Consider the following 22,885-nt stretch of genomic DNA (forward strand, 5'->3'; position numbering starts at 1 on the left):
GAATGCCCAGACGGCAATGGAAGAAGAGTTCAAGAATCCGGAAAACTTTGAAGAAAGTCCGGACGGAATGCCCAGACGGCAATGGAAGAAGAGTTCAAGAATCCGGAAAACTTTGAAGAAAGTCCGGACGACGTGCCGGTTGAAGGTTCTATGGTCATCATAAACCAGGAAACCGGCGGTATCGTCGCCATGTCCGGTGGACGGGAATATACGCGCGGCGGGTTCAGCCGGGCTACCGACAGCCGTCGTCAGCCGGGATCCGCCTTGAAGCCGATTGTATCGTATGCACCGGCGCTGGAATCCGGGAAGTTTACGAAGGACTCCAGATTAAGTAATAAAAAGCAATGTTTTGGCAGCAATTACTGTCCGAACAACCTGCACGGTTACTCGGAGACCATTGGCATGCCGGAAGCGATTCAGCGTTCCGAGAACATTCCGGCCGTATGGCTGTTGAACCAAATCGGCGTAAAAGCCGGATTCGAGTTTGCACAGAGTCTCGGCATCAAGATGACCGAAGGCGATGCGAACTTATCCCTGGCCCTCGGCGGAATGGATACAGGTACGAACACATTTGAGATGGCACAGGCTTTCAGCGCTTTTGCCAATGGCGGAGAATTTAAAGAGGCTTTTGCGATCAAACAGATTAAGGATAACAAAGGCAAGGTTGTGCATGAGAATAAAGGCAGCAAAGGGAAGCGCGTAATGAGTGCTTCGACGGCTTCGCAAATGACAGACATGATGAAGCGCGTCGTAGAGGACGGAACGGGTAGAAATGCTCGAATCAGCCGTCCAGTAGCCGGTAAGACCGGAACCACGCAGAGCGGCTATAAGGGCGTCAGCTCAAACCGCGACGTATGGTTTGTCGGATATACGCCGGAGTTAACGGCAGCTGTATGGATGGGTTATGACAACCCTGACCGGCAGCATCTGCTGAAACGAAGCAGTTCGATCTCGGCTTCCCTATGGGGCAAAGTAATGGAGAAGGCGGTTCAGGGATATGAAGCCAAGAGCTTCCCGAGTACCGAGCCGGTACAGCCGCCTGTAGAAGAAACGACATTAACTGCAGTCAGCGGTTTGACGGGCTCCTATAACGGGGAGACTCAGACTGTATCACTGAGCTGGAATCCGGTTCACGGCAACATTCAATACCGCGTGTACCGTAAGGAAACGTCGGAATCGGAATACACCCGCATTCTCGATTCCTTGGGAGGAACCGCTATCGAGGATATGAGTGCGATGGAAGGTTTGACTTACGATTATTATGTGACGGCCTTCGATCCATCAACCGGCGATGAGTCGGAACCTTCGAACATTTTGCAAATCGTGGCTGTATCCGAGGAATTGCCGCCTGAGGATCTGGAACCCGATCCGGGGGACATTCAGGAACCGCCTCCGGTTGATGAAGGTGACAACGGAGCTGGCAATGAGTTCCCTCCTGGAAATGAGAATGGCAACGGGAACGGAAACGGCAACGGTAATGGCGAGCCAGGCAATGGGAATGGTGAAAGCCCAGGCAATGGCAACGGAAATGGTAACGGTAACGGTAATGGTAATGGAACAAATCCTCCTGACAATGGAAACGGGGCCGGGAATGGCCAAGATGGTCAATTTCCTGGCGATGGATCGGATGGCTCGGGAGATGGATCTAACAATGGCGACACAGGCACTGGAGGAACCGACACCGATTCGGGCAATATTCCTACGGTACCGGGAACCATTGTGGAGCCGTCGGATCCGGTAGACGGATCTGACGAGTCCCAGGACAGCCCATAATGAATTTGAAAGCCTCCGAATGATTGCGGAGGCTTCTTTGTTTTGAGTGTGAAACCCAAATGTGGTAAGCTGGGAATACGAATGGGGAGGAAAAGTTCCATGAAACGTAAATTCGGAGATCGGGCGAACTGGCGCCGTATCACCCGCCGGCACTTCACTTCCCGGTATGTGGAATGTGAGCAATTTACAGGGTATCTCACGTTATATACCATATATGGCCTGAAAGAACCGTTGTGGAAGACGTATGGCCGTCATACTTACCGAATCGCGGACAAAGGTTATTCATGGCTGCAGTATTATCCGAAGGACAGCCATTTCATCGTGACAGCCATGTTTGATGACAAACGAAATATTGTTCAATGGTACATCGATATTTGCAAGAAACAAGGGGTAACGGATCAGGGTGTCCCTTGGTTTGATGATCTGTATTTGGACGTTGTTGTCGTCAAAAATGGTGAAGTGTTCTTGCTGGATGAAGATGAGCTTGAGGATGCCTTAGGGCGGAATGACATTACGCGGGATGATTACAGGCTTGCCAAGGTGACCGCGCGGAATTTGCTTCGGGCCATCGACGCGCATGAATTCCCTTACTTTATGATGTCTCTGAAGCATCGCGACCAGTTATTTCATAACGGAGAGTTCAGGAGGAAGAAATAATGCGTCAGGAAATACATAAGAATCTGCCACGAGCAGGCACTAAGAAGAGAGCATGGTATCGGAGAGGGATGATTACCCTGCTCTCTCTCGTTGTTCTTGGAGTGCTCTGGTCAGGTTATGCATATTGGAAGATCGAAAGCGCCGTCAGCAGTCCGTCGGAAAAGGCGGATGTCGGCATCATCTTGGGCGCTTCCATGTGGGGAGATCAGCCAAGCCCTGGGCTTCGCGAACGGCTTGAGCATGCACTGGTTGAATACCATGCAGGCCGTTTTGATACCTTCATCGTTTCTGGCGGCCTTGATAAGCCCGGGTATCCATTTACCGAAGCCGAAGGGATGAGAAATTTCTTGGTCGACGCGGGCGTACCCGAGGAACAAATCTTCCTGGAGAACGAAGCTACGAGCACTTACGAGAATTTACTCTTCAGCCAAGCAATAAKGGAGGAGCATGGGTGGAAAACCGCCATTATAGTAACCCATGACTATCACGGGACGAGGGCGATGGAGGTTGCGACAACCCTTGGTTATGATCGTCCTTCTATATCGCTGACGGAATCTACCGTTTTGCCGATGGCCAAACACAAGTCTAGGGAAGTGCTGGCGTATACGAAATGGACGGCCGATCGGCTGTTGATCGCCATGGGTGTCCTATGAGGACGAAACTTCTAATAAGCAGGCTGTAAATAGAATACATTGGAATAGATAGTCAGCCCTTTGGATAAAGAGGTGAGGAGCAATGAACGGGCGTGTAACGGCCGCTAACGGCCGATCTGAAGGACGGCCATCCAGGCAGATTAATGTCGTGCTCCGCAGCGCGGAACCTCCACTCATCAGCAGTGCGGTTCCGGAACGCGAACCGGCCCCTTCGCCAAACCCTGTTTCCCAGCACAGTCTATTCCAGGAAATACAGAAAGAGCTGGATCAACTGGTAGGTCTTGAACAAATCAAAGACCTGGTATTTGAAATCTATGCTTTGCTTCAAGTGGCCCAGATGCGTTCGGAAGCAGGCTTATTAAGCGGCGGTCATGTGTACCATATGATTTTTAAAGGAAATCCCGGAACAGGGAAAACAACAGTCGCCCGTATCGTGGCAAAGCTGTTTCAGAAGATGGGCGTGCTTAATAAGGGTCATCTGGTCGAAGTGGAACGGGCGGACCTCGTAGGTGAATATATCGGTCACACGGCACAAAAGACCAGAGAGCTGGTTAAAAAAGCGCTTGGAGGGATCCTGTTCATCGACGAGGCTTACAGTTTGGCGCGCGGTGGCGAGAAGGATTTTGGCAAGGAAGCGATCGATACGCTGGTCAAGGCGATGGAGGATCATAAAAACCAGTTCATTCTTATTCTGGCAGGCTACAGTGATGAGATTGATTTTTTTATGGATTCGAATCCCGGCCTGTATTCCCGTTTTCCGATCCAGATGGACTTCCCGGATTACAATCTGGATCAATTGATACAGATTTCGGAGCTGATGGCGAAGGAGAGGGATTATATCTTGATGCCACAGTCGCTGAGCAAGCTCAAGGAACACCTGCAGATGGAGAAGGATCACGGACTGCACGCCTTTAGTAATGCGCGTTATGTACGGAATGTCATCGAGAAATCGATAAGGAATCAATCGGTTCGGCTGCTGAATCAGTACGTAACCGGTAATCCCGGCAAGCTGGAGCTTATGACCCTGCGGCCGGAGGACTTTAAGTTAAACGGAAAAATACAATGATTTTAAGCTTGTCTTCGAACATAATGAAGGGGTAGCGCTGCTTTCTTTGGATCATAATGTTTATTGCGGGCAGCAGCGGTTAGTTAAATTAGGAGACGTAATGTTAGAAGGAGTTGGCTATATGACAAATATAACGCATGATACCCGGACAGAGATCGAAGATAAAGCCGTTTTGGTCAGTTTGGTGACGGATGCGGTTAAACGCTCGGGAATAAACCCGGAACACTCGCTCCAGGAGTTGGTTCAGCTTGCTGAAACCGCAGGAGTGGAGGTGCTGGATGTCATTACGCAGAATCGCGAAGTTCCGGATTCCAAGTGGTTTATCGGCAAAGGAAAGGTCGAAGAGCTGCGCATGGCAATTGATGGCTTGGGCGCAACAACGGCCATATTTGATCAGGAATTATCCGGTGCGCAAGTTCGGAATCTGGAAGAAACGCTCGATGTTAAAATTATCGACCGGACTCAATTGATTCTGGATATTTTCGCTCAGCGGGCGAAGACCCGTGAGGGGATTATCCAGGTGGAATTAGCGCAGCTTACTTATTTGCTCCCGCGGTTGTCGGGACATGGCAAGAACCTGTCCAGGCTAGGAGCAGGGATCGGGACACGCGGACCGGGGGAGAGCAAGCTTGAAACCGACCGCAGGCATATTCGGGACAGAATCAGCGACCTGAAGCGGCAGCTGGATGAAGTCACCCGGCACCGGACGCTCCATCGGGAGCGCCGGAAGAAAAGCGGGGCCGTGCAGGTTGCTCTCGTCGGTTATACCAATGCCGGGAAGTCGACATTGTTGAACCGTTTAACGGCAGCAGACGTATATATTGAAAATCAATTGTTTGCTACGCTGGATCCCACTTCGCGCGTGCTGGAGCTTCCGAGCGGCAAAGAAGTCGTCCTTACGGATACCGTAGGATTTATCTCCAGGATCTGGGGGCGGCGGATAAACCGCAGATCGTTCTGTTTAACAAAAAGGATGCTTGTGAGCCGGGCCAGCTGGAAATGCTGCCGACGGGGGATGGACAATTAAAGATCAGCGCGTATGAGGATCAGGATTTGGAAACGGTACGCGAAGCGATTCAGGACCAGCTGTCCGGAGGGAACGTGACGTTCCGGATTCCGGCTGACCGCGGAGATCTGAATTCGGTTGTATACCGTGTCGGAGATGTGCTGGAGCAGTCTTTTGATGAGAATGATATCCTCTATGAGGTTCGGATCAATAAAGCGGATTATGAGAAAATGGGTTATTTGCTTCATGATTACGTTCAGAATGGATCTTAGTCATAGGTAGGAAATGCAATATAAGCCCCTGTACAGGGGCTTATATTGCGTGTTCAGGGCGGCTCGAGGTGGATGAGTTCTATGCAACAAAAATATATGTTAAGATGTGAGACATCATGTGTATAAGAGGAGAGAGCAGTTAGTCATGGCAAGATTTTCGCAAGATATACTCGAATTGAGCAGTGAGATTGAGTCCAAAATCGGTCAGCGTATACGGGAGATCGACGCTATTGTTGATTTTAATCAGTGGAAGGTAATCGATGCTTTCCAGAAGTTTCAGGTGAGTGATTTTCATTTTGCGGCTTCCACCGGGTATGCATACAATGATCGCGGCCGTGAAGTGCTGGATGAAGTCTATGCGGACGTATTTGGAGCCGAATCTGCCCTGGTAAGGCCGCATTTTGCTTCCGGTACCCATACGATCTCAACAGCACTGTTTGGTGTGTTAAGGCCTGGAGATGAGCTGCTGTATATTTCGGGCCGTCCCTATGACACCCTCCATAAAGTGATTGGCGAACCCGGGGACGGCACCGGGTCCCTTCGAGATTTCGGAATCGGTTATCAGGAGGTTGCGCTAACGGAACAAAGGGAGATTGATTGGGAGCGGGTAGAGAGGGCCATCACGCCTTCAACTAAGGTGATCGGTATCCAGCGTTCCCGAGGTTATGATTGGCGTTCTTCGTTCACGGTATCGCAGATTGGTGACATGGTCAGCCGGATCAGGTCTATACGCAAGGATTTGATCGTTTTCGTTGATAACTGTTACGGCGAGTTTACGGAGCGATTGGAGCCGACGGAGGTGGGCGTTGACCTGATGGCAGGTTCGCTTATCAAAAACCCTGGCGGCGGCATTGCTGAAACCGGCGGCTACATATGCGGTAAAGCAGCCTATGTCGATAAGGCGGCCTATCGGCTGACTGCTCCCGGCATCGGACGAGAAGTGGGGGCTATGCTGGGAACGACCAGAGGGATCTATCAGGGATTATTCCTGGCACCATCCACGGTTGGACAAGCGGTTAAGGGCAGCATTTATGCTGCTGCGATGTTTGAGGCGGTAGGATTCACAACCAAGCCGGGCTGGCAGGATGAGCGAACCGATTTGATTCAGGCTGTATCGTTTACCGGTGCGGATCATCTGATCGCTTTTGTTCAAGGGATTCAGCAGGCCGCGGCGGTCGATAGTCATGTGGTGCCTGAACCTTGGGATATGCCTGGGTATGAACATCCCGTAATCATGGCGGCAGGTACGTTCATTCAGGGAGGAAGCCTCGAATTATCAGCGGACGCGCCGATCCGATCACCTTATATCGGTTATATGCAAGGCGGCTTAACCTACTCCCATGTTAAATATGGTGTGCTTATGGCCCTCCAAAGCATGAAAGATCGTAAATTGTTGTGAGTTATCCTTACATGCGGTTGACGTGGTTGATCAGGAAATGTACAATAGGATCAGAATAGACCACTTGGAAGGTTGATGAGATATGGGTGATGAGATTCGGAGGAATATGGCGTTATTTCCGATAGGCATTGTTATGAAGCTTACGGATCTATCTGCCAGACAAATTCGCTATTATGAGCAGCATAACTTAATTGTCCCAGCCCGTACGTCGGGCAACCAACGCCTGTTTTCCTTCAATGATGTGGAGCGACTGCTAGAGATTAAGGCTTTGATTGAAAAAGGTGTTAATATCGCCGGCATTAAGCAAGTAATGAACCCTGTCACGAAGGAGTCAGAAGAGGCTACCGTCATTACTCCTGATACCGAGAACAGACGCCGTGAGATGTCTGAGTCCCAGTTGCGACGTTTGCTGAAGCAGGAATTGATTACCGCTAAAAGACCGGGTCAGGTTTCATTGATTCAAGGGGAATTATCCCGGTTTTTTAATAAATAAGGATTGCCATGCTGTAATTCATCATTCAATCTAGTTTTATTTAAAAAGGAGAGGATAAAGTGAGTTATACCAGAGAGGACATTCTACGCATTGCCAAAGAAGAAAATGTTCGATTTATCCGCTTGCAATTTACAGATTTGCTTGGAACGATTAAAAACGTTGAAATTCCTGTCAGCCAGCTGCCTAAAGCGCTTGATAATAAAATGATGTTCGACGGTTCATCCATCGAAGGTTATGTACGGATCGAAGAATCCGATATGTACCTGTACCCGGACCTGGATACCTTCATGATTTTCCCTTGGGTATCCGAGGATCGCGTTGCGCGTCTGATCTGTGATGTCTACATGCCTGACGGCACACAGTTTGCAGGAGATCCGCGCGGCATTCTGAAGAGAGCGCTGAAAGAAGCCGAAGAGATGGGCTTCACTTCCATGAATGTCGGTCCGGAGCCTGAATTCTTCCTGTTCAAAACCGATGAAAAAGGCAACCCGACCATGGAGCTCAATGACCAAGGTGGATACTTTGACCTCGCGCCTACGGATCTTGGCGAGAACTGCCGCCGCGATATCGTATTGACACTGGAAGAGATGGGCTTCGAAATCGAAGCTTCTCATCATGAGGTTGCTCCCGGCCAGCACGAAATCGATTTCAAATATGCAGATGCGATTAAAGCAGCTGACCAGATTCAAACGTTTAAATTGGTAGTGAAGACGATCGCTCGTCAGCATGGACTGATTGCAACATTTATGCCAAAACCGCTATTCGGTGTGAACGGCTCCGGCATGCACTGTAACCAATCGCTCTTCAAAGGCGGAGAGAACGCGTTTGTCGACGAGAGTGATGAGCTTGGCTTGAGCGTAACGGCTCGGCACTATATGGCGGGTATTCTTAAGCATGCACGCGCGTTTGCCGCGATCACCAACCCAACGGTTAACTCGTACAAGCGTCTCGTGCCTGGTTACGAAGCACCTTGCTACGTTGCATGGTCTGCAAGTAACCGCAGTCCGATGATTCGTATTCCTGCGTCCCGTGGTCTCAGCACGCGCATCGAAGTGCGTAACCCGGATCCGGCGGCTAACCCGTATCTGGCTCTGGCTGTCATGCTGAAAGCAGGCTTGGACGGCGTTAAGCGCGAGCTGTCGCTCCCGGCTCCAATTGACCGTAACATCTACGTGATGACGGAAGAAGAGCGCATTGAGGAAGGCATCCCTAGCTTGCCTGCAAACCTGAAGGAAGCACTCAACGAGTTGATCCGCAGCGAAGTCATCTCCGATGCACTCGGTGATCATGCGTTGGCTCACTTCTATGAGCTGAAAGAAATCGAATGGGACATGTACCGCACGCAGGTTCACCAATGGGAACGCGATCAGTACATTACGATGTATTAATAGAGGAATCCCTTGCGCCGTAAGGCGTGAGGGGTTTTTGTTTTTGGGGGCAGATGGTGGTGGAATGATAGTTATCTTGTTTCACCCCCAAAATGCCCCTATTTTAGAATGGGTAGCTCATTTAAACAGTGCTTGTAGGATTTAGTTGAAATCATATAAAGTAGTGGGGCAGGATGAATGTAGTGGATGAAACAAAGGAGATCAGTAAATGGCGACTCTAAACGACCATGAAGAGAAAGGGACCCGAGCTGATTTCACCTTTATATCTCGTATTCCTGGTGAGGATGAAGGATGCCAGGTCAATTTTAAGTTTTATCAGGATAAACGAATCATTTATGATTTGAATTTTGGGTGGACGAATTTGACGATCCGGAACTTTATCTCGGTAACTGCTGAATTTCCGCTGGAGTACTTAAATGGTTTTAAATTAGATGGTGTATTTATGTCATTTGAAAAACATTTATATCAGCTGAGCTGGAAGCCCATGGAACAAGAAGGAATCTATCAGTTGCGTTTTTACGGATCGGAACAGGATTTTCAGTTAAAGGCCGACAAGGAATCTGTCCGGAGATTTGGTTCCCAATTTAAACAGGACTGGGATGAGGCTCCGCTGGTTTAATAATAGTCATCATTTTGACTTATGGTTATGGAGAATCGTTCATAGAATGCAACTACTACAGAATCACCCTCTATAAGGGGAGATTCTTTTTTTTGTTTTTTTCGGAAGAGGGGAACCTTTGCTGACCTCCATGACTCTAATTAGATGAGGTGAATCGGTTGGAGCTGGAATACTTGAAGCAGATGACGGTGATGGACACACAGACACTGGATAAAATCATGAGCTTGTACGGAAATGATATCTGGAATTACGCTTATTTTCTGACCAAACAGCAAGCACTGGCAGACGATATTGCTCAAGATGTGTTTATTAAAGCTTATTTTGGCATACATACATTTCGCGGTCAGGCGTCGTTAAAAACGTGGCTGCTCACGATCACACGACATACCGCGTTCCGGTACAAAAAGGCTTTTTTCTTTCGGAAAGTGACCCTTAAGGACAGACTGCACATCGATGCGTCAAGTCGGTCCGCGGAACTGGAGTATCTGGACGGGCAGTACACGGATGAAATATGGGCCATGATTATGACTTTACCCAGGAAGTTTAGGGAGGTGCTCATCTTGGACCTTTACTATGAGATGTCAATCAATCAGATTGCGGAGTTCCTTAACCTAGCGGCGGGTACCGTAAAATCCAGACTGTATCGGGCAAGGAAAAAAGTGCAGAACCTGTTAAAGGAGAATGGAGATGAATGAGGATAAACCAGACTGGTATTCCCGGGTTTCAAAGAGACCTTTTCCAAATGATAAATTTACTGCTGAAATGAAAAAAAACGTCCAGATGTCCGTGATCCGTGACGAAGGTAGGCCTAAGCGCCGAAAGTATCTACAAGTTGGCTTTATAGGCGTGCTGCTGCTTCTGGTTATGTTACTTGCCATACAGCTGCCTTTTGACGTTGAGGAACAACAGAGAGCTGGGGATGTACCACCACATAACGAGGAGACAATTCGGGCGCAAGGCTTTACAGATCAGGGAAGGCTTAGTGTGGTTGCTGTGGAAAAGGAAAAAATCACGACACTGGGAGCTCCTAGCTGCTTCGGTATCGAAACGGACCAATCGTTTACCGGAAACTACATCGTACGATATAGCTATAATGAAGTTACGGATGAAGTAACCACGCTGGATGATCTTACTTTTATTCAGCCAACTTCTGCAGCTGTCCATATGGTTCGATTGCCGTTTCAGGATGCGGATGTATTTATACTTGCACCGCAATATCAGGACTGTCATGCCATACAGATCTACGCATTCGCCGTGGAGCATGATACGGGCAAGGCTGTGCAGCTCAGGTTTCAAGATGAATTAACGGTGTCCCATACTTCCTATTACAGACCAGGTACTGCACCCATGGTGAAAGACAATAAGCTTGTTCTGCAGTCCACGGAGGGACCGGGTGGGGAAGGCTCGCCGGATTATAAACCTACACGGATGTATCGGCTGGATCTTAAACAAGGCATTATGGAGCATACAAACTAGCTATGATCAAGTTTCGTGATCTGTATAGAAAAAGCAAGAGGTTACCATCCAATTAAGGGAGGTAACCTCTTATTCATAGATCTATGAGATTAGTGGACATCCCGGAAGAGTCCGATTACTTTACCGAGAATCGTAACATGGTTCAGGCGCAGTGGCTCGTAGGTAGGATTCTCCGGTTGCAATCTTACATGATCCTTCTCCTTATAGAAGGTCTTTACAGTTGCTTCGTCTTCTTCTGTCATCGCTACTACAATGTCGCCATTGTCTGCAGTTTGCTGCTGGCGCACAATGACATAGTCACCGCTGTGAATGCCAGCTTCGATCATACTGTCACCGACAACCGACAACATGAAAACCTTATCGTCTCCTACATAATGCTGCGGGAGCGGGAAATAATCCTCAATGTTCTCCATGGCTGTAATAGGAACACCTGCAGTGACTTTACCAACAACAGGCACTCTGGCAATGGTGTGGGTAAACAGATTCGCGCTATCGGACTCTTCTTGGCCAAGCAGCTCGATTGCTCTTGGTTTCGTAGGGTCACGGCGAATTAGGCCTTTCTTCTCCAAACGGTCAAGATGTCCATGGACCGTTGAACTGGAAGCTAGTCCGACAGCCTCTCCGATTTCCCGGACAGAAGGCGGGTAACCCTTGCTACGAACTTCGTTGCGGATAAACTCTAAGATCGCCAGCTGGCGGCTGGATATTTTCGACATGCCGTATCAACCCCATTTAGTAACGTTTGGGAAAATTATAACATAGAACTTCCGTTCGTACAAACATAAGTTCTAAATAAAAATAGAACAAATGTTCTTTTGGGTATTGAATCAAACAAGTGTTCGTGTTAATATAAATCCATAAGAGAACACTTGTTTGGGAGATGATGATTCCATGTTGAAATACAGTACATACCGCAGCATTTATGAGAACGTTCCAGTGCAAACGATGAAGTCCCCGGAGACTTGGATCCACCAATTAAAGTCCAGAATGGCATCCATTCCTTTTATAAAGCTTTTATTCATCCTGTTGATCGTAGCTTCTTTTTGGACAGGGGCATACTCTGTTTTTGCCGGGGGGATGGACAAGCCTACTGGGGAGAAGCAGGTTATTGTTCAATATGGTGATAGTTTGTGGCGGATTGCTTCCCTTCATAAACCGGCAGATATGGATACACGAGTATATCTGGATAGCATCCGAAGAATGAACGGATTGAAAGGTCCGGATATACAGGCCGGAGAGGTGTTGTCTTTACCAGTCTGGTAATGGGATGATACTACGAGAGGCTCTTTCCTTATATATGTCTCAACTTCTCGCTTCATATTTGTAGTCTTGCCTGACGATGTGATTTCACGCAGTATAAGCGTGTTTATAATAGACGAGTATTGATTTCTTAACAATGAGGAACCCATATATAGGCATCATATGTTCATATTTGTTCTTAATAAGAGTTTGTGAGGGCGCTGTTGCCTTGACAAGCTCTTTTTCACATGTTTAAGTTATACATGATATCGGAATTGGAGGAGAAGTCATGGACATCGATACTTTGGTTGAACGCATCAATGTACTAGCAAGAAAACAGAAGAGTGAGGGATTGACCGCGGAAGAGCTCAAAGAACGGGCTGAACTTCGGGAAATATACCTTAACAATATTCGCAGTAACTTTAGACAACAGCTGGAATCGATCGAATGGGTTGATGAAAATGAACAAAAAGGCGGCCCGCGATTAAAGCATTAGTCGATGAACTGGCATCTGGATCTACAACAGTGGATTCAGAGACCAGATAGAAGGATAGAATTATAATACTTGGGGTGCCGATTATTCGTGGGAATCGAATACGGTGACCCCAAGTTTATATGGATTGGTAATATTTTGAAATTGAGTCCAGGGGGAACCATATGTCACGATCATGGGAAAGAAAAGTCAACAAAAATATGTCACAGCTCAACAAGCAGCGTAAGAAGCAGGGGCTGACCTCGTACCAAGGCTCTGCCGTTAATGATAAGCATGACGTGTTTAAAGGGCGTAAGTATGTACTTCCGTTAGTGCTTGTTGCATTGGCTGGTTTGTATGCGCTTCTCGGAACGGCGACGTCACAGGCAGCCGGCGGAAGCAATGACGTGTTGAATTGGGTTGGTGTCAGCTTGTATATTCTGTTGGCGCTTATGATTTTCTTACGCAAGCCTTACTTGAAGATTGAGCGTGCTTCCGTATCCACGATGAAGTTCAATCGGGAACGTCGTTTGGCTGTATCCGATATCGAGAAAATCAAATTGGCTTCGGGCTCTGTTGTGATTCAAGGCAAGGGAAAAGCAGGCAACTGGGTATTCTCGCGCATGATGAATCTTTATGATACGAAAGCGATGGGCGAAAGATTGGAAGAGTTCGCAAAGACTCATCAAATTCCAGTGGAGCATAATTAACAAATAAAATAGATCACAGTGTATATGAGGAGTGGGAGAGACATGCCGATAGCTGCGGTTTTGTTTGATTTGGACGATACGTTGTTGTGGGATGAACGTAGTGTGGAAGAAGCGTTTGAAGTGACTTGCCAGGCCGGAGCGGACGAGACCGGCGTTGATGCAAAAGCACTGTTGGCCGCAGTACGGGAAGAAGCGAGAGCATTATATGAATCCTATGATACCTTTGCTTTTACCAAAATGATCGGAATTAACCCTTTTGAAGGCTTGTGGGCTAATTTTACGGCTGGATCACAGCCTGAATTCAGACAGCTGCAGGAGCTGGCACCCGTATACCGCAAGGAATCATGGCGGCGCGGACTTCAGCGCCTGGGCGTTGATAATGAAACCTTGGCCCAGACGTTGGCCGAACAATTCGCTGCTGAACGCAGAACGAGGCCATACGTATATGAAGAAACGTTTGAAGTTCTGAAGGAATTGCAGGGGAATGTAAAACTGCTGCTTCTTACGAACGGAAGCCCGGATCTGCAGCAGGAGAAGCTGGACGGTGTTCCAGAACTGGTTCCTTATTTTGATCATATCATCATCTCTGGCGATTATGGCAGAGGAAAGCCGGATGTTTCCATCTTCCAGCATGCACTCGACTTGTTAGGTGTCGAGGCGGATCAGGCCGTGATGGTAGGAGATAAGCTGACCACAGACATTAAAGGCGGAAATGCGGCTGGACTGCATACCGTTTGGATCAATCGGGTAAACCGACCTCACGATCCTTCCATTCAACCGAAGTTTGAGATCAAACATTTATCGGAGCTGCATGCCATCGTAGCATCCCTTTAAACCATGCAATAAAGAGCTTACACCCATATACTTGGTATTCGATTGTACATAGGAACAGCCATAACTGCGGAATTCTGCGGTTATCGGCTGTTTTTTTGTTGGTTATACGATCGGACTTTAACTTTACAGCTGGCTATGATAAACGTCACACAATTGTAAGCTGCATGAGATAGAAGTAACAGAATAATGAGATATAATGGAATAGGTAACTTAACGAGGTTTGGAAATGACCATTACGTGAATGAACCAATACATAGCCCTATTTTGTAAAAGAGGTGTAGAGCATGACCCGAAAAAAAATGGCGCTAATTGCAGCTATGGTGCTGATGGCAGTTGCGCTTGCCGCATGCAATGACAGCAAGGCAGAATCCGGTGACGATGTGATGGCCGAACCCATCATCGTCGAGCTGTCTCTGACACCGGAGAGCATTAAGGCTGGCGAGAAGGTATTGATCGAAGCGAAGGTAACGCAAGCCGGAAGTCCGGTGGAAGATGCGAACGCTGTGGAATTTGAAGTCACGCTGGAAGGCGGCGGCGTTCAGGCGAAGGTCCCGGTTAAGCATGATCAAGGCGGGGTATACAAAATGGAGAAAACCTTCGATGAGGCAGGAACCTATCGGATTGTTTCACATGTCACGGCGAGAGGACAACATTCCATGCCGTTAAAGGAACTGAAGGTAGCAGAGTAACGCATCGTTAATAAATAAGGCAGCGCATGATCCGGGAAGCGGATTGTTGCGCTGCCTTATTTCATTTTCCTGTTCAATCAGCTTCCATGGGCCCTAAGGCTTATTGGAATTGAGGATCTTCTACCGGTGTGGCTACCCACCCGTTCTCCTCAATGAAAAGACGAACGGCGATGATTTGCTTGTTCTCCATCAATGTGAAGAAGTGAGGCGTGTTTTCCGGTACGGAAATGACATCGCCTGGCTCAAGCTCTACATTAAAGTAACCGACATCGTCGGAGCCCTTAATAATGAAGATTCCTTTACCGCCGACAATCGCACGGATTTCGTCTTCCGAGTGGGTGTGAACCTCTTCGAATTTTTTCAGCAGGTCCTCTATATTAGGCGTGGACTCGGACAGTGTGATGACATCCCAGATTTTGTAGCCGCGTCTTGCAGCCAAGTCACGAATTTCTTCATCAAAGATGTCCAAAATGCGCTTCTTATCGTCATCACTCAGCTTGAAATTTTCTTGAAGCGCTGCCGGGAGTTTTTCCATATTCCAGTGCTCGTAAACAACCTCTTGGTTATTCAGGAATTCCCGAACATTCTCTTCCCCAGTAATGCGTTCGTTCGTGTTGCGAATCACAATCTCTGCCATAGCTTTAACCCTCTTTCTCCCGTTGGATTAATATGTATTATAGCCCTCCTCACAGCATTTGTCATCTGCAAATGTGGATTTGTACCCATTGCAACGCAATATTTCGGCTTTTCTATTGAAAAATATTCTGATACACTAAGATTTAACGTTTTCGGGGGAGGTTTACGAGTTGAACAAGCCTAGCTTACAAGAAGTACTTAAAGAACGAATATTAATTCTTGATGGTGCCATGGGCACAATGATCCAGCAGGAGGACCTCTCAGCTGAAGATTTTGGCGGTCCGGACCTTGATGGCTGCAATGAAATGCTGGTCATTCATCGGCCGGATGTCATTCAGAAAATACATGAACAATATCTTGAAGCAGGTGCCGACCTGATTGAAACCAATACGTTTGGCGCAACCTCGGTTGTGCTTGCTGAATACGATATACCTGAACTTGCCCGGGAAATCAACCTGAAAGCGGCTCATTTGGCCCGTGCAGCGGTTGAAAAATATTCCACGCCGGACAGCCCGCGCTATGTGGTAGGAGCGATGGGTCCGACAACCAAGACGCTATCGGTTACCGGAGGTGTGACCTTTGCCGAATTGATCGAGAGCTACGAGGAGCAAGCCGTTGCCTTGATTGAAGGCGGGGTTGATGCGCTTTTGCTCGAAACATCGCAGGATACATTAAACGTGAAAGCCGGGAGCATTGGGATCCGCCAAGCGTTTGATAAAACGGGAGTCACGCTCCCAATCATGATATCCGGAACGATCGAGCCGATGGGCACGACGCTGGCCGGACAAAATATTGAAGCTTTCTACATTTCATTAGAACATCTGAATCCCGTATCCATTGGCCTAAACTGTGCAACGGGCCCGGAATTCATGCGTGACCATATTCGCTCCTTATCCGAAATGTCCAGAAGCGCGATCAGCTGTTATCCTAACGCGGGTCTCCCGGACGAGAATGGGCAGTACCATGAATCTCCTGAATCGTTGGCTCAAAAGATGGGGGCTTTTGCTGAAAAAGGCTGGCTTAACATTGCCGGCGGTTGCTGTGGGACAACACCGGACCATATTCGCGCATTAAAACAAACGATGGATGGCTTCTCCCCACGACCGCTGGATGGTGGACATTTGCCGGCATTATCCGGTATCGAGCCGGTATATATCGAGCAGGAAAACCGACCGTATATGGTAGGGGAGAGAACGAATGTTCTGGGCTCCAGAAAGTTTAAGCGTTTAATCGTAGAAGGTAAATACGAGGAAGCCTCCGAGATCGCCCGTGCACAGGTTAAGAATGGCGCACATGTCATTGATGTGTGCGTACAGGATCCGGATCGTGAAGAATCTGAAGATATGATTAAGTTCCTGGAGCTCGTAGTTAAAAAGGTTAAAGTGCCGCTTATGATCGATACGACGGATCCGGCAGTAATTGACTTGGCGCTGCAATATTCGCAAGGTAAAGCGATTATTAACTCCATTAACCTTGAAGACGGTGAAGAGAAATTTGAGCATGTGATCCCGTTGGTGCATAAATACGGTGCCGCGGTTGTTGTTGGAACTATTGATGAGACCGGTCAGGCAATCCATCGCGATGACAAGCTCAAGGTGGCCCAGCGTTCATATGATCTGTTGGTGAATAAATATGGGGTCTCGCCAGAGGACATTATTTTCGACACACTTGTATTCCCGGTAGGTACGGGGGACGAGCAGTATATCGGATCAGCCAAGGAAACGATTGAAGGCATCCGCATAATTAAAGAAGCCATGCCAAAAGTGCATACCATTCTCGGCATCAGCAACGTTTCCTTTGGATTGCCGGAAGCGGGTCGTGAAGTCTTGAACTCCGTTTATCTGTACGAATGTACGAAGGCCGGATTGGACTACGCGATCGTGAATACGGAGAAGCTGGAGCGTTATGCCTCGATCCCTGAAGAAGAGCGTCGTCTAGCCGAGGACCTGATTTACAGAACCAATGATGAGACGCTGGCGGCTTTTGTCGCGGCATTCCGGGATAAGAAGGTAGAGAAGAAGGTTAAGGTATCCAACCTGACGCTTGAGGAGCGACTTGCATCCTATGTGGTGGAAGGTTCCAAGGAAGGCCTCATTCCGGATCTAGATGAAGCATTAACCAAATACGGCGCGCTGGAGATCATCAATGGACCTCTGATGGCCGGGATGACCGAGGTTGGACGTTTGTTCAACAACAACGAACTGATTGTCGCGGAGGTGCTGCAAAGCGCCGAAGTGATGAAAGCCTCCGTGGCGTATCTCGAATCCTTTATGGAGAAAAACGAGTCGTCGGTCAAAGGGAAAATCATGCTTGCCACCGTGAAGGGGGACGTGCATGATATCGGTAAAAACCTGGTGGAGATCATCTTATCCAACAATGGTTACCAAATCATTAATTTGGGTATAAAAGTACCACCAGAGCAAATTATCGAGGCATACCGCCGCGAACAGCCCGATGCTATCGGCTTGTCCGGATTGCTCGTGAAGTCAGCCCAACAGATGGTATCCACCGCCCAGGATTTGAAGAACGCGGGCATTAGCGTTCCGATCATGGTAGGCGGGGCGGCTCTTACACGAAAATTCACGAAGACCCGCATTCGTCCCGAGTATGACGGCATGGTGCTTTACGCGAAGGACGCAATGGATGGTCTTGCGTTGGCCAACCAGCTCAGCGATCCGGTCCAGCGGACGAGAATCGCGGAAGAGATCAAGGCAGAGCAGGAAGCCGATGCTGCGGCTCCGCAAGTGGTTAAAGTAATGCCGAAGCTGTCAGAAGGACTGCGCTCCAAAATTTCGACCGATGCTCCTGTATATTTACCACCGGATATGGAGCGGCATGTGCTCCGAAATTATCCGATTTCGCATATTCTGCCATATATCAACATGCAGATGCTGTTAGGACATCATTTAGGTCTGAAAGGTTCAGTGGAACAGCTGCTTAAAGCCAAGGATCCCAAGGCGGTATCGCTTAAGGAAACCGTTGATGGCATTCTGGAAGAGGCCGTTCAATCGGGGATCATACAGGCGCATGCGATGTACCGTTTCTTCCCGGCACAGTCTAGAGGAAATGACATTCTCATATACGATCCAAAAGATACAACAAAAGTATTGCATACCTTTACGTTTCCGAGACAGCAGGTTGAGCCGTACCTGTGCTTGGCGGATTTCCTGAAATCCGTAGACAGCGGGGTTATGGATTACGTTGGATTCCTTGTCGTTACGGCCGGTCACGGCGTCGGAAAATTGTCCGGGGAATGGAAGGACAAGGGTGACTATTTGCGCTCCCATGCACTTCAATCGGTCGCGCTGGAAACGGCAGAAGGGCTGGCGGAGCGGATTCACCATATGATGCGGGATACTTGGGGATACCCCGATCCGGCAGACATGACAATGAAACAGCGCTTGGGTGCGAGATACCAAGGCATTCGCGTATCCTTCGGATATCCGGCCTGTCCGGATCTGGAGGATCAGGAACCGTTATTTAAATTGATGCAGCCAGAGGATATCGGCGTTCATCTTACCGAAGGTTTCATGATGGAACCGGAGGCATCGGTATCCGCTATGGTCTTCAGCCACCCGGAGGCTCATTATTTTAACGTGGATAAAGCTTAACATTTGAATACCGGTACAGCCGGTTTGAAATCCTCCGAATGTTTCGGGGGATTTCTCCGGTTTACAACCGAAAGGGGAGAAGAGGGATGGAACTCTATTTTTTAGGGACAAATGCGGGGGTTCCTACGCTGCAGCGTAACGTGACCTCGATTGCACTGCGTTTGCTGGAAGAGCGAAGAAGTCTGTGGCTGTTTGATTGTGGAGAAGGCACGCAGCATCAAATATTGAAATCCCCGCTCAAGCTGTCCAAGCTTGAGAAGGTATTTATTACCCATATGCATGGTGATCATGTGTTCGGTTTGCCAGGTTTGCTGTCCAGCCGAGGTGCTCAAGGGGTAACTTCGCCCCTGACGATATACGGTCCCCCAGGTATAAAGCCCTTCATTGAAACTACGCTGAGCATCAGCCAATCGCGCGTACCCTATACGATGGAGGTCATTGAGCATACCGGAGGCATGTTGTTTGAGGACGATCACTTCCTCGTGGAATCAGCAAAGCTGGATCACAGGGCCGAGAGTTACGGATACCGTATCGTGGAGAAGGATCTTCCCGGCAGTCTGGACCTGAAACGGTTGGCGGATTATGGACTCAAGCCAGGACCGCTTTATGGCAAGCTGAAAAGAGGGGAAAGCGTGGAACTCGGCGACGGACGATGGATTCATGCCTCAGATGTGCTCCTGACACCGAAAAAAGGGAGAGTGGTCACGATTCTCGGGGATACAAGGCCATGCCCTGGGGTGGAGACCCTGGCCAAAGGCGCCGATTTGTTGGTTCATGAAGCCACTTTCATGGAGGATCTGTCTGAACTCGCGCACGAATACTATCATAGTACGGCTAAACAGGCAGCAGAAGCAGCGAAACGGGCTGAAGCAAGATCGTTATTCCTGACTCACTTCAGCTCCCGATATAAGGATATAGAGCATTTGCAGCCGCTGCTCAAGGAAGCGCAGGAGATTTTTGCGAATACACGCTTGGCAGAGGATTTTGGCCTGTACCCCATTCAGCGCAAATCATGAGCTGACACCGCTGTTATTTACAGGGAAATATCGAGTGATTGAGTGAATTATTTTCCGGGAAAGCGCAGGAAATGACAAAGCGGTTTATAATCACTAACCCTTGGACAGTCTTCGATCTCTTTCGACTATTTAGACGCCGGACTGAAGAGCTGTCCACGAACCTTGCAACCGGAAGTAGCCTTCTTTACAATAATACTAACCGGGGTTTCTACGTATGCAAACATCTGCTCAGAGTATGAACCATGGTTATACATATTTATTTTGAAATATGACGATGAGTAACGACACGGCGATGCCGAGAACGCTAGTACTTTAATCAATGAATCATTTATGGCGTGAAGGAAAGAAATAAAGAAGGTGCTATCAATTCATGGAAAAACCAAAACCAAAAGGATTGCTGATTGACCTGGATGGAACGCTGTATCATGGCCGTTATCGGATTGAGGGGGCAGACCTTCTCATCGAGCGGCTGAAGGAATTGCAGATTCCATTTCTGTATGTAACGAATAATTCATCACGAACACCGGAGCAAGTGGCGACGCATCTGATGGAGATGGGAATACCCGCCTTGCCGGAGGAAGTATGCACCTCCTCCCTGGCTGCTGCTAAATATATCGCTGAGGAGTCGCCGGGTGCCAGAGTGGCAATGCTTGGCGAAGAGGGGCTCCGTGAAGCGCTCTTGTCCGCAGGTCTGAACATCGTGGAGCAGTCCCCTGAATATGTCATTCAAGGAATCGACCGCTCGTTCCATTACGAGAAGTTAACCCGTGCCGTTCGCTGGATTCAGGAGGGAGCCGCGTCGATATTGACCAATCCGGACTTGCAGCTTCCATCGGATACCGGCTTGATGCCCGGTGCAGGATCGCTCGGCGCTGCGATCGAAGCTGCTTCCGGAGTGAAACCGACGGTCATCGGAAAGCCGTCCTCGATATTAATGAAATTTGCTTCGGATCGCCTTGGTTTGGCTCCGGAGGACACTTATGTAATCGGAGATAATATACGTACGGATATCGCGGCTGGCGCGCATGCCGGCTGTAAGACGGTGCTCGTTATGACCGGAATCACGACCGATCTCAATATGGAGGCCCATATGGAAGCCACGGGTGTCACACCGGATTTTATCTGCCGGGATTTAAGTGAAGTGAAAGATCTGCTGTGTTCATAATGAGTGAGAGTGTACATGTAAACTTTTGTGATTGACGAAAGGGAAGATGAATGATGCCGGAACTGCCGGAAATGGAAAATTACCGAAGATTGTTATCGCAGAGCATTTTGAATGTGCCGATTACAAATGTCGTCGTGAACCGTGAAAAATCACTGAATGTGACCGTTGATGAGTTTACTTCCGTGTTAAAGGGAAGCAAGGTCATTTTTGTGGAACGTAGAGGCAAGCACCTCATATTCCATTTGCATAACGGAGGCAGACTGCTGCTTCACCTTATGCTGGGCGGCATTTTGTATTTGGGGCATAAAGATGAGGAGCGTCCATCAAGGTCGACCCAGGTCGAGATCACCTTTGGCGATCAGGTGCTGTACTTTATCGGACTGCGTCTGGGTTACTTGCATTTCCTGACAGCCAGAGAGACGGAAAATGCGCTTAAAGAGCTTGGTCCTGAACTTCTGGATCGGCGAATGACCAAAGCGCGCTTTGTCGAACGGATTGGAAAACGGCGGGGCGCTTTAAAAACTACGCTGGTCAATCAGCAGGTTGTCGCCGGGATCGGCAACTGTTATGCGGATGAGATTGCCTTTGATGCCCGCATTCACCCGCTGTCCAAAATCCAGGATTTATCGGAGCAGTCTTTAGAGCAGTTATACGAGAGTACCGTTAAAGTGATGCGCGAGGCGACGGATGGCGGCGGATATATGGAAATGCCGTTTCAGGAAGGGGATACCCTGACAGGGGCTTACAATGACGAGTGCAAGGTGTATGATCGCGAAGGAGAGCCTTGTGTTCGCTGCGGTACGCCGATCGTGAAGATGGAGCATACCTCGCGCAAAGTGTTCTTTTGTCCGAACTGTCAGCATGAAGCCTAAAGTCCGAATTGGGAGCCATGTCAGCACACGGGGCGGATTTCTCGCAGCAGCCCAGCATGCAGCCGGGATCGGTTCACTAGCCTATCAGTATTTCCCGAAAAATCCGCGCAGTCTTCACTTAAAGATGCCGGACGTTCGCAATGCCGCCGCCTGCTCCAAGTTTTGTCAGGAACAAGGACTCGTTTCGATCGCGCACACCCCATATCCGACGAATATGGCGGTTGGCTTAACCCGGGGCGAAGCGTTTTACCAGTTGACGGTAGATTCCCTGAAGAATGATCTCATGATTGCCGAGGCTTGCGGATCGCTGGGTATCGTGGTTCATTTTGGGCATCTCAAGAGCCAGGATATCCTTGAAGGGTATCAGAATATTATCCGCTGCATGAATGATGTGTTGTCTTCCTGGACGGGAAGGGCTAAGCTGCTGATCGAGAATCAGGCGGGGGATCATGGATCTATGGGGATGACGCTTGAAGAGAGCGTGAAGGTCAGACAGCTTGCTGATTATCCGGAGAAAATAGGCTTTTGCCTGGATACCTGCCATTTGTTTGCCGCCGGAGGTTGGGATATTTCGAATACGGATGAGCTCCTTGCCAGGGGCAAATCGCTGGGCTATTGGGAATCTGCCGTTGCCGTTCATTTGAACGATTCGAAATATGGGGCCGGCTCAAGAAAAGATCGCCACGCCCGCATCGGACAAGGTATGATAGGAACAGAAGCGCTGAAACGTCTGGTTCTGGCACCGGAACTTGCAGGCAAGGCATTTGTCCTGGAAAGTGAAAAAGGGGCTGACGGCACGCATAGGGAAGACATCGCCAAGGTGCTGTCCTGGTCCTGAT

22 protein-coding genes and 1 pseudogene are annotated in these 22,885 nt (G+C 48.7%); 21 read left to right on the plus strand and 2 right to left on the minus strand.

Going from position 1 to position 22,885, the window contains the following annotated elements:
• Window positions 1-150: 150 nt before the first annotated feature.
• The 11 genes and pseudogenes from ACPV3A_RS25340 (at window position 151) to ACPV3A_RS25390 (ending at window position 10,802) form a co-directional block, all read left to right on the plus strand.
• Window positions 151-1,773, plus strand: a complete 1,623-nt coding sequence (locus tag ACPV3A_RS25340) for a penicillin-binding transpeptidase domain-containing protein (RefSeq protein ID WP_426201977.1) — start codon at window positions 151-153, stop codon at window positions 1,771-1,773.
• A 99-nt stretch (window positions 1,774-1,872) separates the two neighbouring features.
• Entirely contained in the window at window positions 1,873-2,430 is a 558-nt protein-coding gene (locus ACPV3A_RS25345; RefSeq protein ID WP_071218240.1) for a DUF402 domain-containing protein, read from the plus strand.
• Window positions 2,430-3,083, plus strand: coding sequence for a YdcF family protein (locus tag ACPV3A_RS25350; RefSeq protein WP_426201979.1), 654 nt, complete (start codon window positions 2,430-2,432; stop codon window positions 3,081-3,083). Before ACPV3A_RS25345 ends, ACPV3A_RS25350 begins: the two co-directional genes overlap by 1 nt.
• An 82-nt stretch (window positions 3,084-3,165) precedes the next feature.
• Window positions 3,166-4,149: an AAA family ATPase gene (locus ACPV3A_RS25355; protein ID WP_194542049.1), complete on the plus strand. Its 984-nt coding sequence runs from the start codon at window positions 3,166-3,168 to the stop codon at window positions 4,147-4,149.
• Window positions 4,150-4,270: 121 nt separating this feature from the next.
• Window positions 4,271-5,427, plus strand: a pseudogene (gene hflX / locus ACPV3A_RS25360) (GTPase HflX).
• A 145-nt stretch (window positions 5,428-5,572) separates the two neighbouring features.
• Window positions 5,573-6,826, plus strand: a complete 1,254-nt coding sequence (locus ACPV3A_RS25365) for an aminotransferase class I/II-fold pyridoxal phosphate-dependent enzyme (RefSeq protein WP_426201981.1) — start codon at window positions 5,573-5,575, stop codon at window positions 6,824-6,826.
• A gap of 82 nt (window positions 6,827-6,908) precedes the next feature.
• Window positions 6,909-7,319 carry a MerR family transcriptional regulator gene (locus tag ACPV3A_RS25370; RefSeq protein ID WP_006209652.1) on the plus strand — a complete coding sequence of 137 codons (411 nt, stop codon included), beginning with the start codon at window positions 6,909-6,911 and terminating at the stop codon, window positions 7,317-7,319.
• Window positions 7,320-7,378: 59 nt separating this feature from the next.
• Window positions 7,379-8,707: a type I glutamate--ammonia ligase gene (gene glnA / locus ACPV3A_RS25375; protein WP_194542052.1), complete on the plus strand. Its 1,329-nt coding sequence runs from the start codon at window positions 7,379-7,381 to the stop codon at window positions 8,705-8,707.
• A gap of 208 nt (window positions 8,708-8,915) precedes the next feature.
• Window positions 8,916-9,326, plus strand: a complete 411-nt coding sequence (locus ACPV3A_RS25380) for a hypothetical protein (protein WP_426201985.1) — start codon at window positions 8,916-8,918, stop codon at window positions 9,324-9,326.
• Between the two features lie 158 nt (window positions 9,327-9,484).
• Complete coding sequence (locus ACPV3A_RS25385; RefSeq protein ID WP_339223214.1) at window positions 9,485-10,021, plus strand: RNA polymerase sigma factor; 537 nt, start codon at window positions 9,485-9,487, stop codon at window positions 10,019-10,021.
• Window positions 10,014-10,802 (plus strand): hypothetical protein, encoded by a 789-nt coding sequence (locus ACPV3A_RS25390; RefSeq protein WP_426201987.1) that lies wholly within the window; start codon window positions 10,014-10,016, stop codon window positions 10,800-10,802. Before ACPV3A_RS25385 ends, ACPV3A_RS25390 begins: the two co-directional genes overlap by 8 nt.
• Window positions 10,803-10,891: 89 nt before the next feature.
• On the opposite strand, the gene lexA is transcribed toward ACPV3A_RS25390, so the two are convergent.
• A complete protein-coding gene (lexA, locus tag ACPV3A_RS25395) occupies window positions 10,892-11,518 on the minus strand; it encodes a transcriptional repressor LexA (protein ID WP_006209658.1) in 627 nt (208 codons plus the stop codon).
• A gap of 175 nt (window positions 11,519-11,693) precedes the next feature.
• On the opposite strand from lexA, the gene ACPV3A_RS25400 reads away from it, so the two are divergent.
• From ACPV3A_RS25400 to ACPV3A_RS25420, 5 genes are all read left to right on the plus strand, one after another.
• Complete coding sequence (locus ACPV3A_RS25400) at window positions 11,694-12,065, plus strand: LysM peptidoglycan-binding domain-containing protein (RefSeq protein WP_194542055.1); 372 nt, start codon at window positions 11,694-11,696, stop codon at window positions 12,063-12,065.
• Window positions 12,066-12,330: 265 nt separating this feature from the next.
• Entirely contained in the window at window positions 12,331-12,537 is a 207-nt protein-coding gene (locus ACPV3A_RS25405; RefSeq protein WP_194542056.1) for a DUF896 domain-containing protein, read from the plus strand.
• A 161-nt stretch (window positions 12,538-12,698) separates the two neighbouring features.
• On the plus strand, window positions 12,699-13,223 hold the full coding sequence (locus ACPV3A_RS25410; RefSeq protein ID WP_071218230.1) for a hypothetical protein: 525 nt from the start codon (window positions 12,699-12,701) through the stop codon (window positions 13,221-13,223).
• 42 nt (window positions 13,224-13,265) lie between these two features.
• Window positions 13,266-14,057 (plus strand): HAD family hydrolase, encoded by a 792-nt coding sequence (locus tag ACPV3A_RS25415; RefSeq protein WP_426201990.1) that lies wholly within the window; start codon window positions 13,266-13,268, stop codon window positions 14,055-14,057.
• A gap of 284 nt (window positions 14,058-14,341) precedes the next feature.
• Window positions 14,342-14,746: a FixH family protein gene (locus ACPV3A_RS25420; RefSeq protein WP_426201992.1), complete on the plus strand. Its 405-nt coding sequence runs from the start codon at window positions 14,342-14,344 to the stop codon at window positions 14,744-14,746.
• Window positions 14,747-14,846: 100 nt separating this feature from the next.
• Here ACPV3A_RS25420 and ACPV3A_RS25425 read toward each other — a convergent pair whose 3' ends face one another.
• Window positions 14,847-15,383: a cupin domain-containing protein gene (locus tag ACPV3A_RS25425; RefSeq protein ID WP_071218227.1), complete on the minus strand. Its 537-nt coding sequence runs from the start codon at window positions 15,381-15,383 to the stop codon at window positions 14,847-14,849.
• A 169-nt stretch (window positions 15,384-15,552) separates the two neighbouring features.
• On the opposite strand from ACPV3A_RS25425, the gene metH reads away from it, so the two are divergent.
• The 5 genes from metH (at window position 15,553) to ACPV3A_RS25450 (ending at window position 22,884) form a co-directional block, all read left to right on the plus strand.
• A complete protein-coding gene (metH, locus tag ACPV3A_RS25430; protein WP_194542057.1) occupies window positions 15,553-18,993 on the plus strand; it encodes a methionine synthase in 3,441 nt (1,146 codons plus the stop codon).
• A gap of 86 nt (window positions 18,994-19,079) precedes the next feature.
• Window positions 19,080-20,009, plus strand: coding sequence for a ribonuclease Z (rnz, locus tag ACPV3A_RS25435; RefSeq protein WP_220685756.1), 930 nt, complete (start codon window positions 19,080-19,082; stop codon window positions 20,007-20,009).
• Window positions 20,010-20,379: 370 nt separating this feature from the next.
• Window positions 20,380-21,174, plus strand: coding sequence for a TIGR01457 family HAD-type hydrolase (locus ACPV3A_RS25440; RefSeq protein ID WP_426201995.1), 795 nt, complete (start codon window positions 20,380-20,382; stop codon window positions 21,172-21,174).
• A gap of 53 nt (window positions 21,175-21,227) precedes the next feature.
• Entirely contained in the window at window positions 21,228-22,046 is an 819-nt protein-coding gene (mutM, locus tag ACPV3A_RS25445) for a DNA-formamidopyrimidine glycosylase (protein WP_194545137.1), read from the plus strand.
• Window positions 22,036-22,884, plus strand: a complete 849-nt coding sequence (locus tag ACPV3A_RS25450; RefSeq protein ID WP_194542060.1) for a deoxyribonuclease IV — start codon at window positions 22,036-22,038, stop codon at window positions 22,882-22,884. Before mutM ends, ACPV3A_RS25450 begins: the two co-directional genes overlap by 11 nt.
• Window position 22,885: the final 1 nt, after the last annotated feature.

Origin of the sequence: Paenibacillus sp. Dod16 (genome assembly GCF_049893405.1) — a bacterium.
GTDB lineage: Bacteria > Bacillota > Bacilli > Paenibacillales > Paenibacillaceae > Paenibacillus_AQ.

What these genes read in the sequence shown, in the direction of transcription:
- ACPV3A_RS25345 (WP_071218240.1), top strand. Translation starts at nt 1,873, where the DNA reads ATGAAACGTAAATTCGGAGATCGGGCGAACTGGCGCCGTATCACCCGC.
- ACPV3A_RS25425 (WP_071218227.1), bottom strand. Translation starts at nt 15,383, where the DNA reads ATGGCAGAGATTGTGATTCGCAACACGAACGAACGCATTACTGGGGAA.
- ACPV3A_RS25440 (WP_426201995.1), top strand. Translation starts at nt 20,380, where the DNA reads ATGGAAAAACCAAAACCAAAAGGATTGCTGATTGACCTGGATGGAACG.
- lexA (WP_006209658.1), bottom strand. Translation starts at nt 11,518, where the DNA reads ATGTCGAAAATATCCAGCCGCCAGCTGGCGATCTTAGAGTTTATCCGC.
- ACPV3A_RS25365 (WP_426201981.1), top strand. Translation starts at nt 5,573, where the DNA reads ATGGCAAGATTTTCGCAAGATATACTCGAATTGAGCAGTGAGATTGAG.
- ACPV3A_RS25400 (WP_194542055.1), top strand. Translation starts at nt 11,694, where the DNA reads ATGTTGAAATACAGTACATACCGCAGCATTTATGAGAACGTTCCAGTG.
- ACPV3A_RS25380 (WP_426201985.1), top strand. Translation starts at nt 8,916, where the DNA reads ATGGCGACTCTAAACGACCATGAAGAGAAAGGGACCCGAGCTGATTTC.
- ACPV3A_RS25370 (WP_006209652.1), top strand. Translation starts at nt 6,909, where the DNA reads ATGGGTGATGAGATTCGGAGGAATATGGCGTTATTTCCGATAGGCATT.
- ACPV3A_RS25410 (WP_071218230.1), top strand. Translation starts at nt 12,699, where the DNA reads ATGTCACGATCATGGGAAAGAAAAGTCAACAAAAATATGTCACAGCTC.
- rnz (WP_220685756.1), top strand. Translation starts at nt 19,080, where the DNA reads ATGGAACTCTATTTTTTAGGGACAAATGCGGGGGTTCCTACGCTGCAG.
- ACPV3A_RS25405 (WP_194542056.1), top strand. Translation starts at nt 12,331, where the DNA reads ATGGACATCGATACTTTGGTTGAACGCATCAATGTACTAGCAAGAAAA.
- ACPV3A_RS25450 (WP_194542060.1), top strand. Translation starts at nt 22,036, where the DNA reads ATGAAGCCTAAAGTCCGAATTGGGAGCCATGTCAGCACACGGGGCGGA.
- ACPV3A_RS25420 (WP_426201992.1), top strand. Translation starts at nt 14,342, where the DNA reads ATGACCCGAAAAAAAATGGCGCTAATTGCAGCTATGGTGCTGATGGCA.
- ACPV3A_RS25390 (WP_426201987.1), top strand. Translation starts at nt 10,014, where the DNA reads ATGAATGAGGATAAACCAGACTGGTATTCCCGGGTTTCAAAGAGACCT.
- ACPV3A_RS25415 (WP_426201990.1), top strand. Translation starts at nt 13,266, where the DNA reads ATGCCGATAGCTGCGGTTTTGTTTGATTTGGACGATACGTTGTTGTGG.
- mutM (WP_194545137.1), top strand. Translation starts at nt 21,228, where the DNA reads ATGCCGGAACTGCCGGAAATGGAAAATTACCGAAGATTGTTATCGCAG.
- ACPV3A_RS25340 (WP_426201977.1), top strand. Translation starts at nt 151, where the DNA reads ATGGTCATCATAAACCAGGAAACCGGCGGTATCGTCGCCATGTCCGGT.
- ACPV3A_RS25355 (WP_194542049.1), top strand. Translation starts at nt 3,166, where the DNA reads ATGAACGGGCGTGTAACGGCCGCTAACGGCCGATCTGAAGGACGGCCA.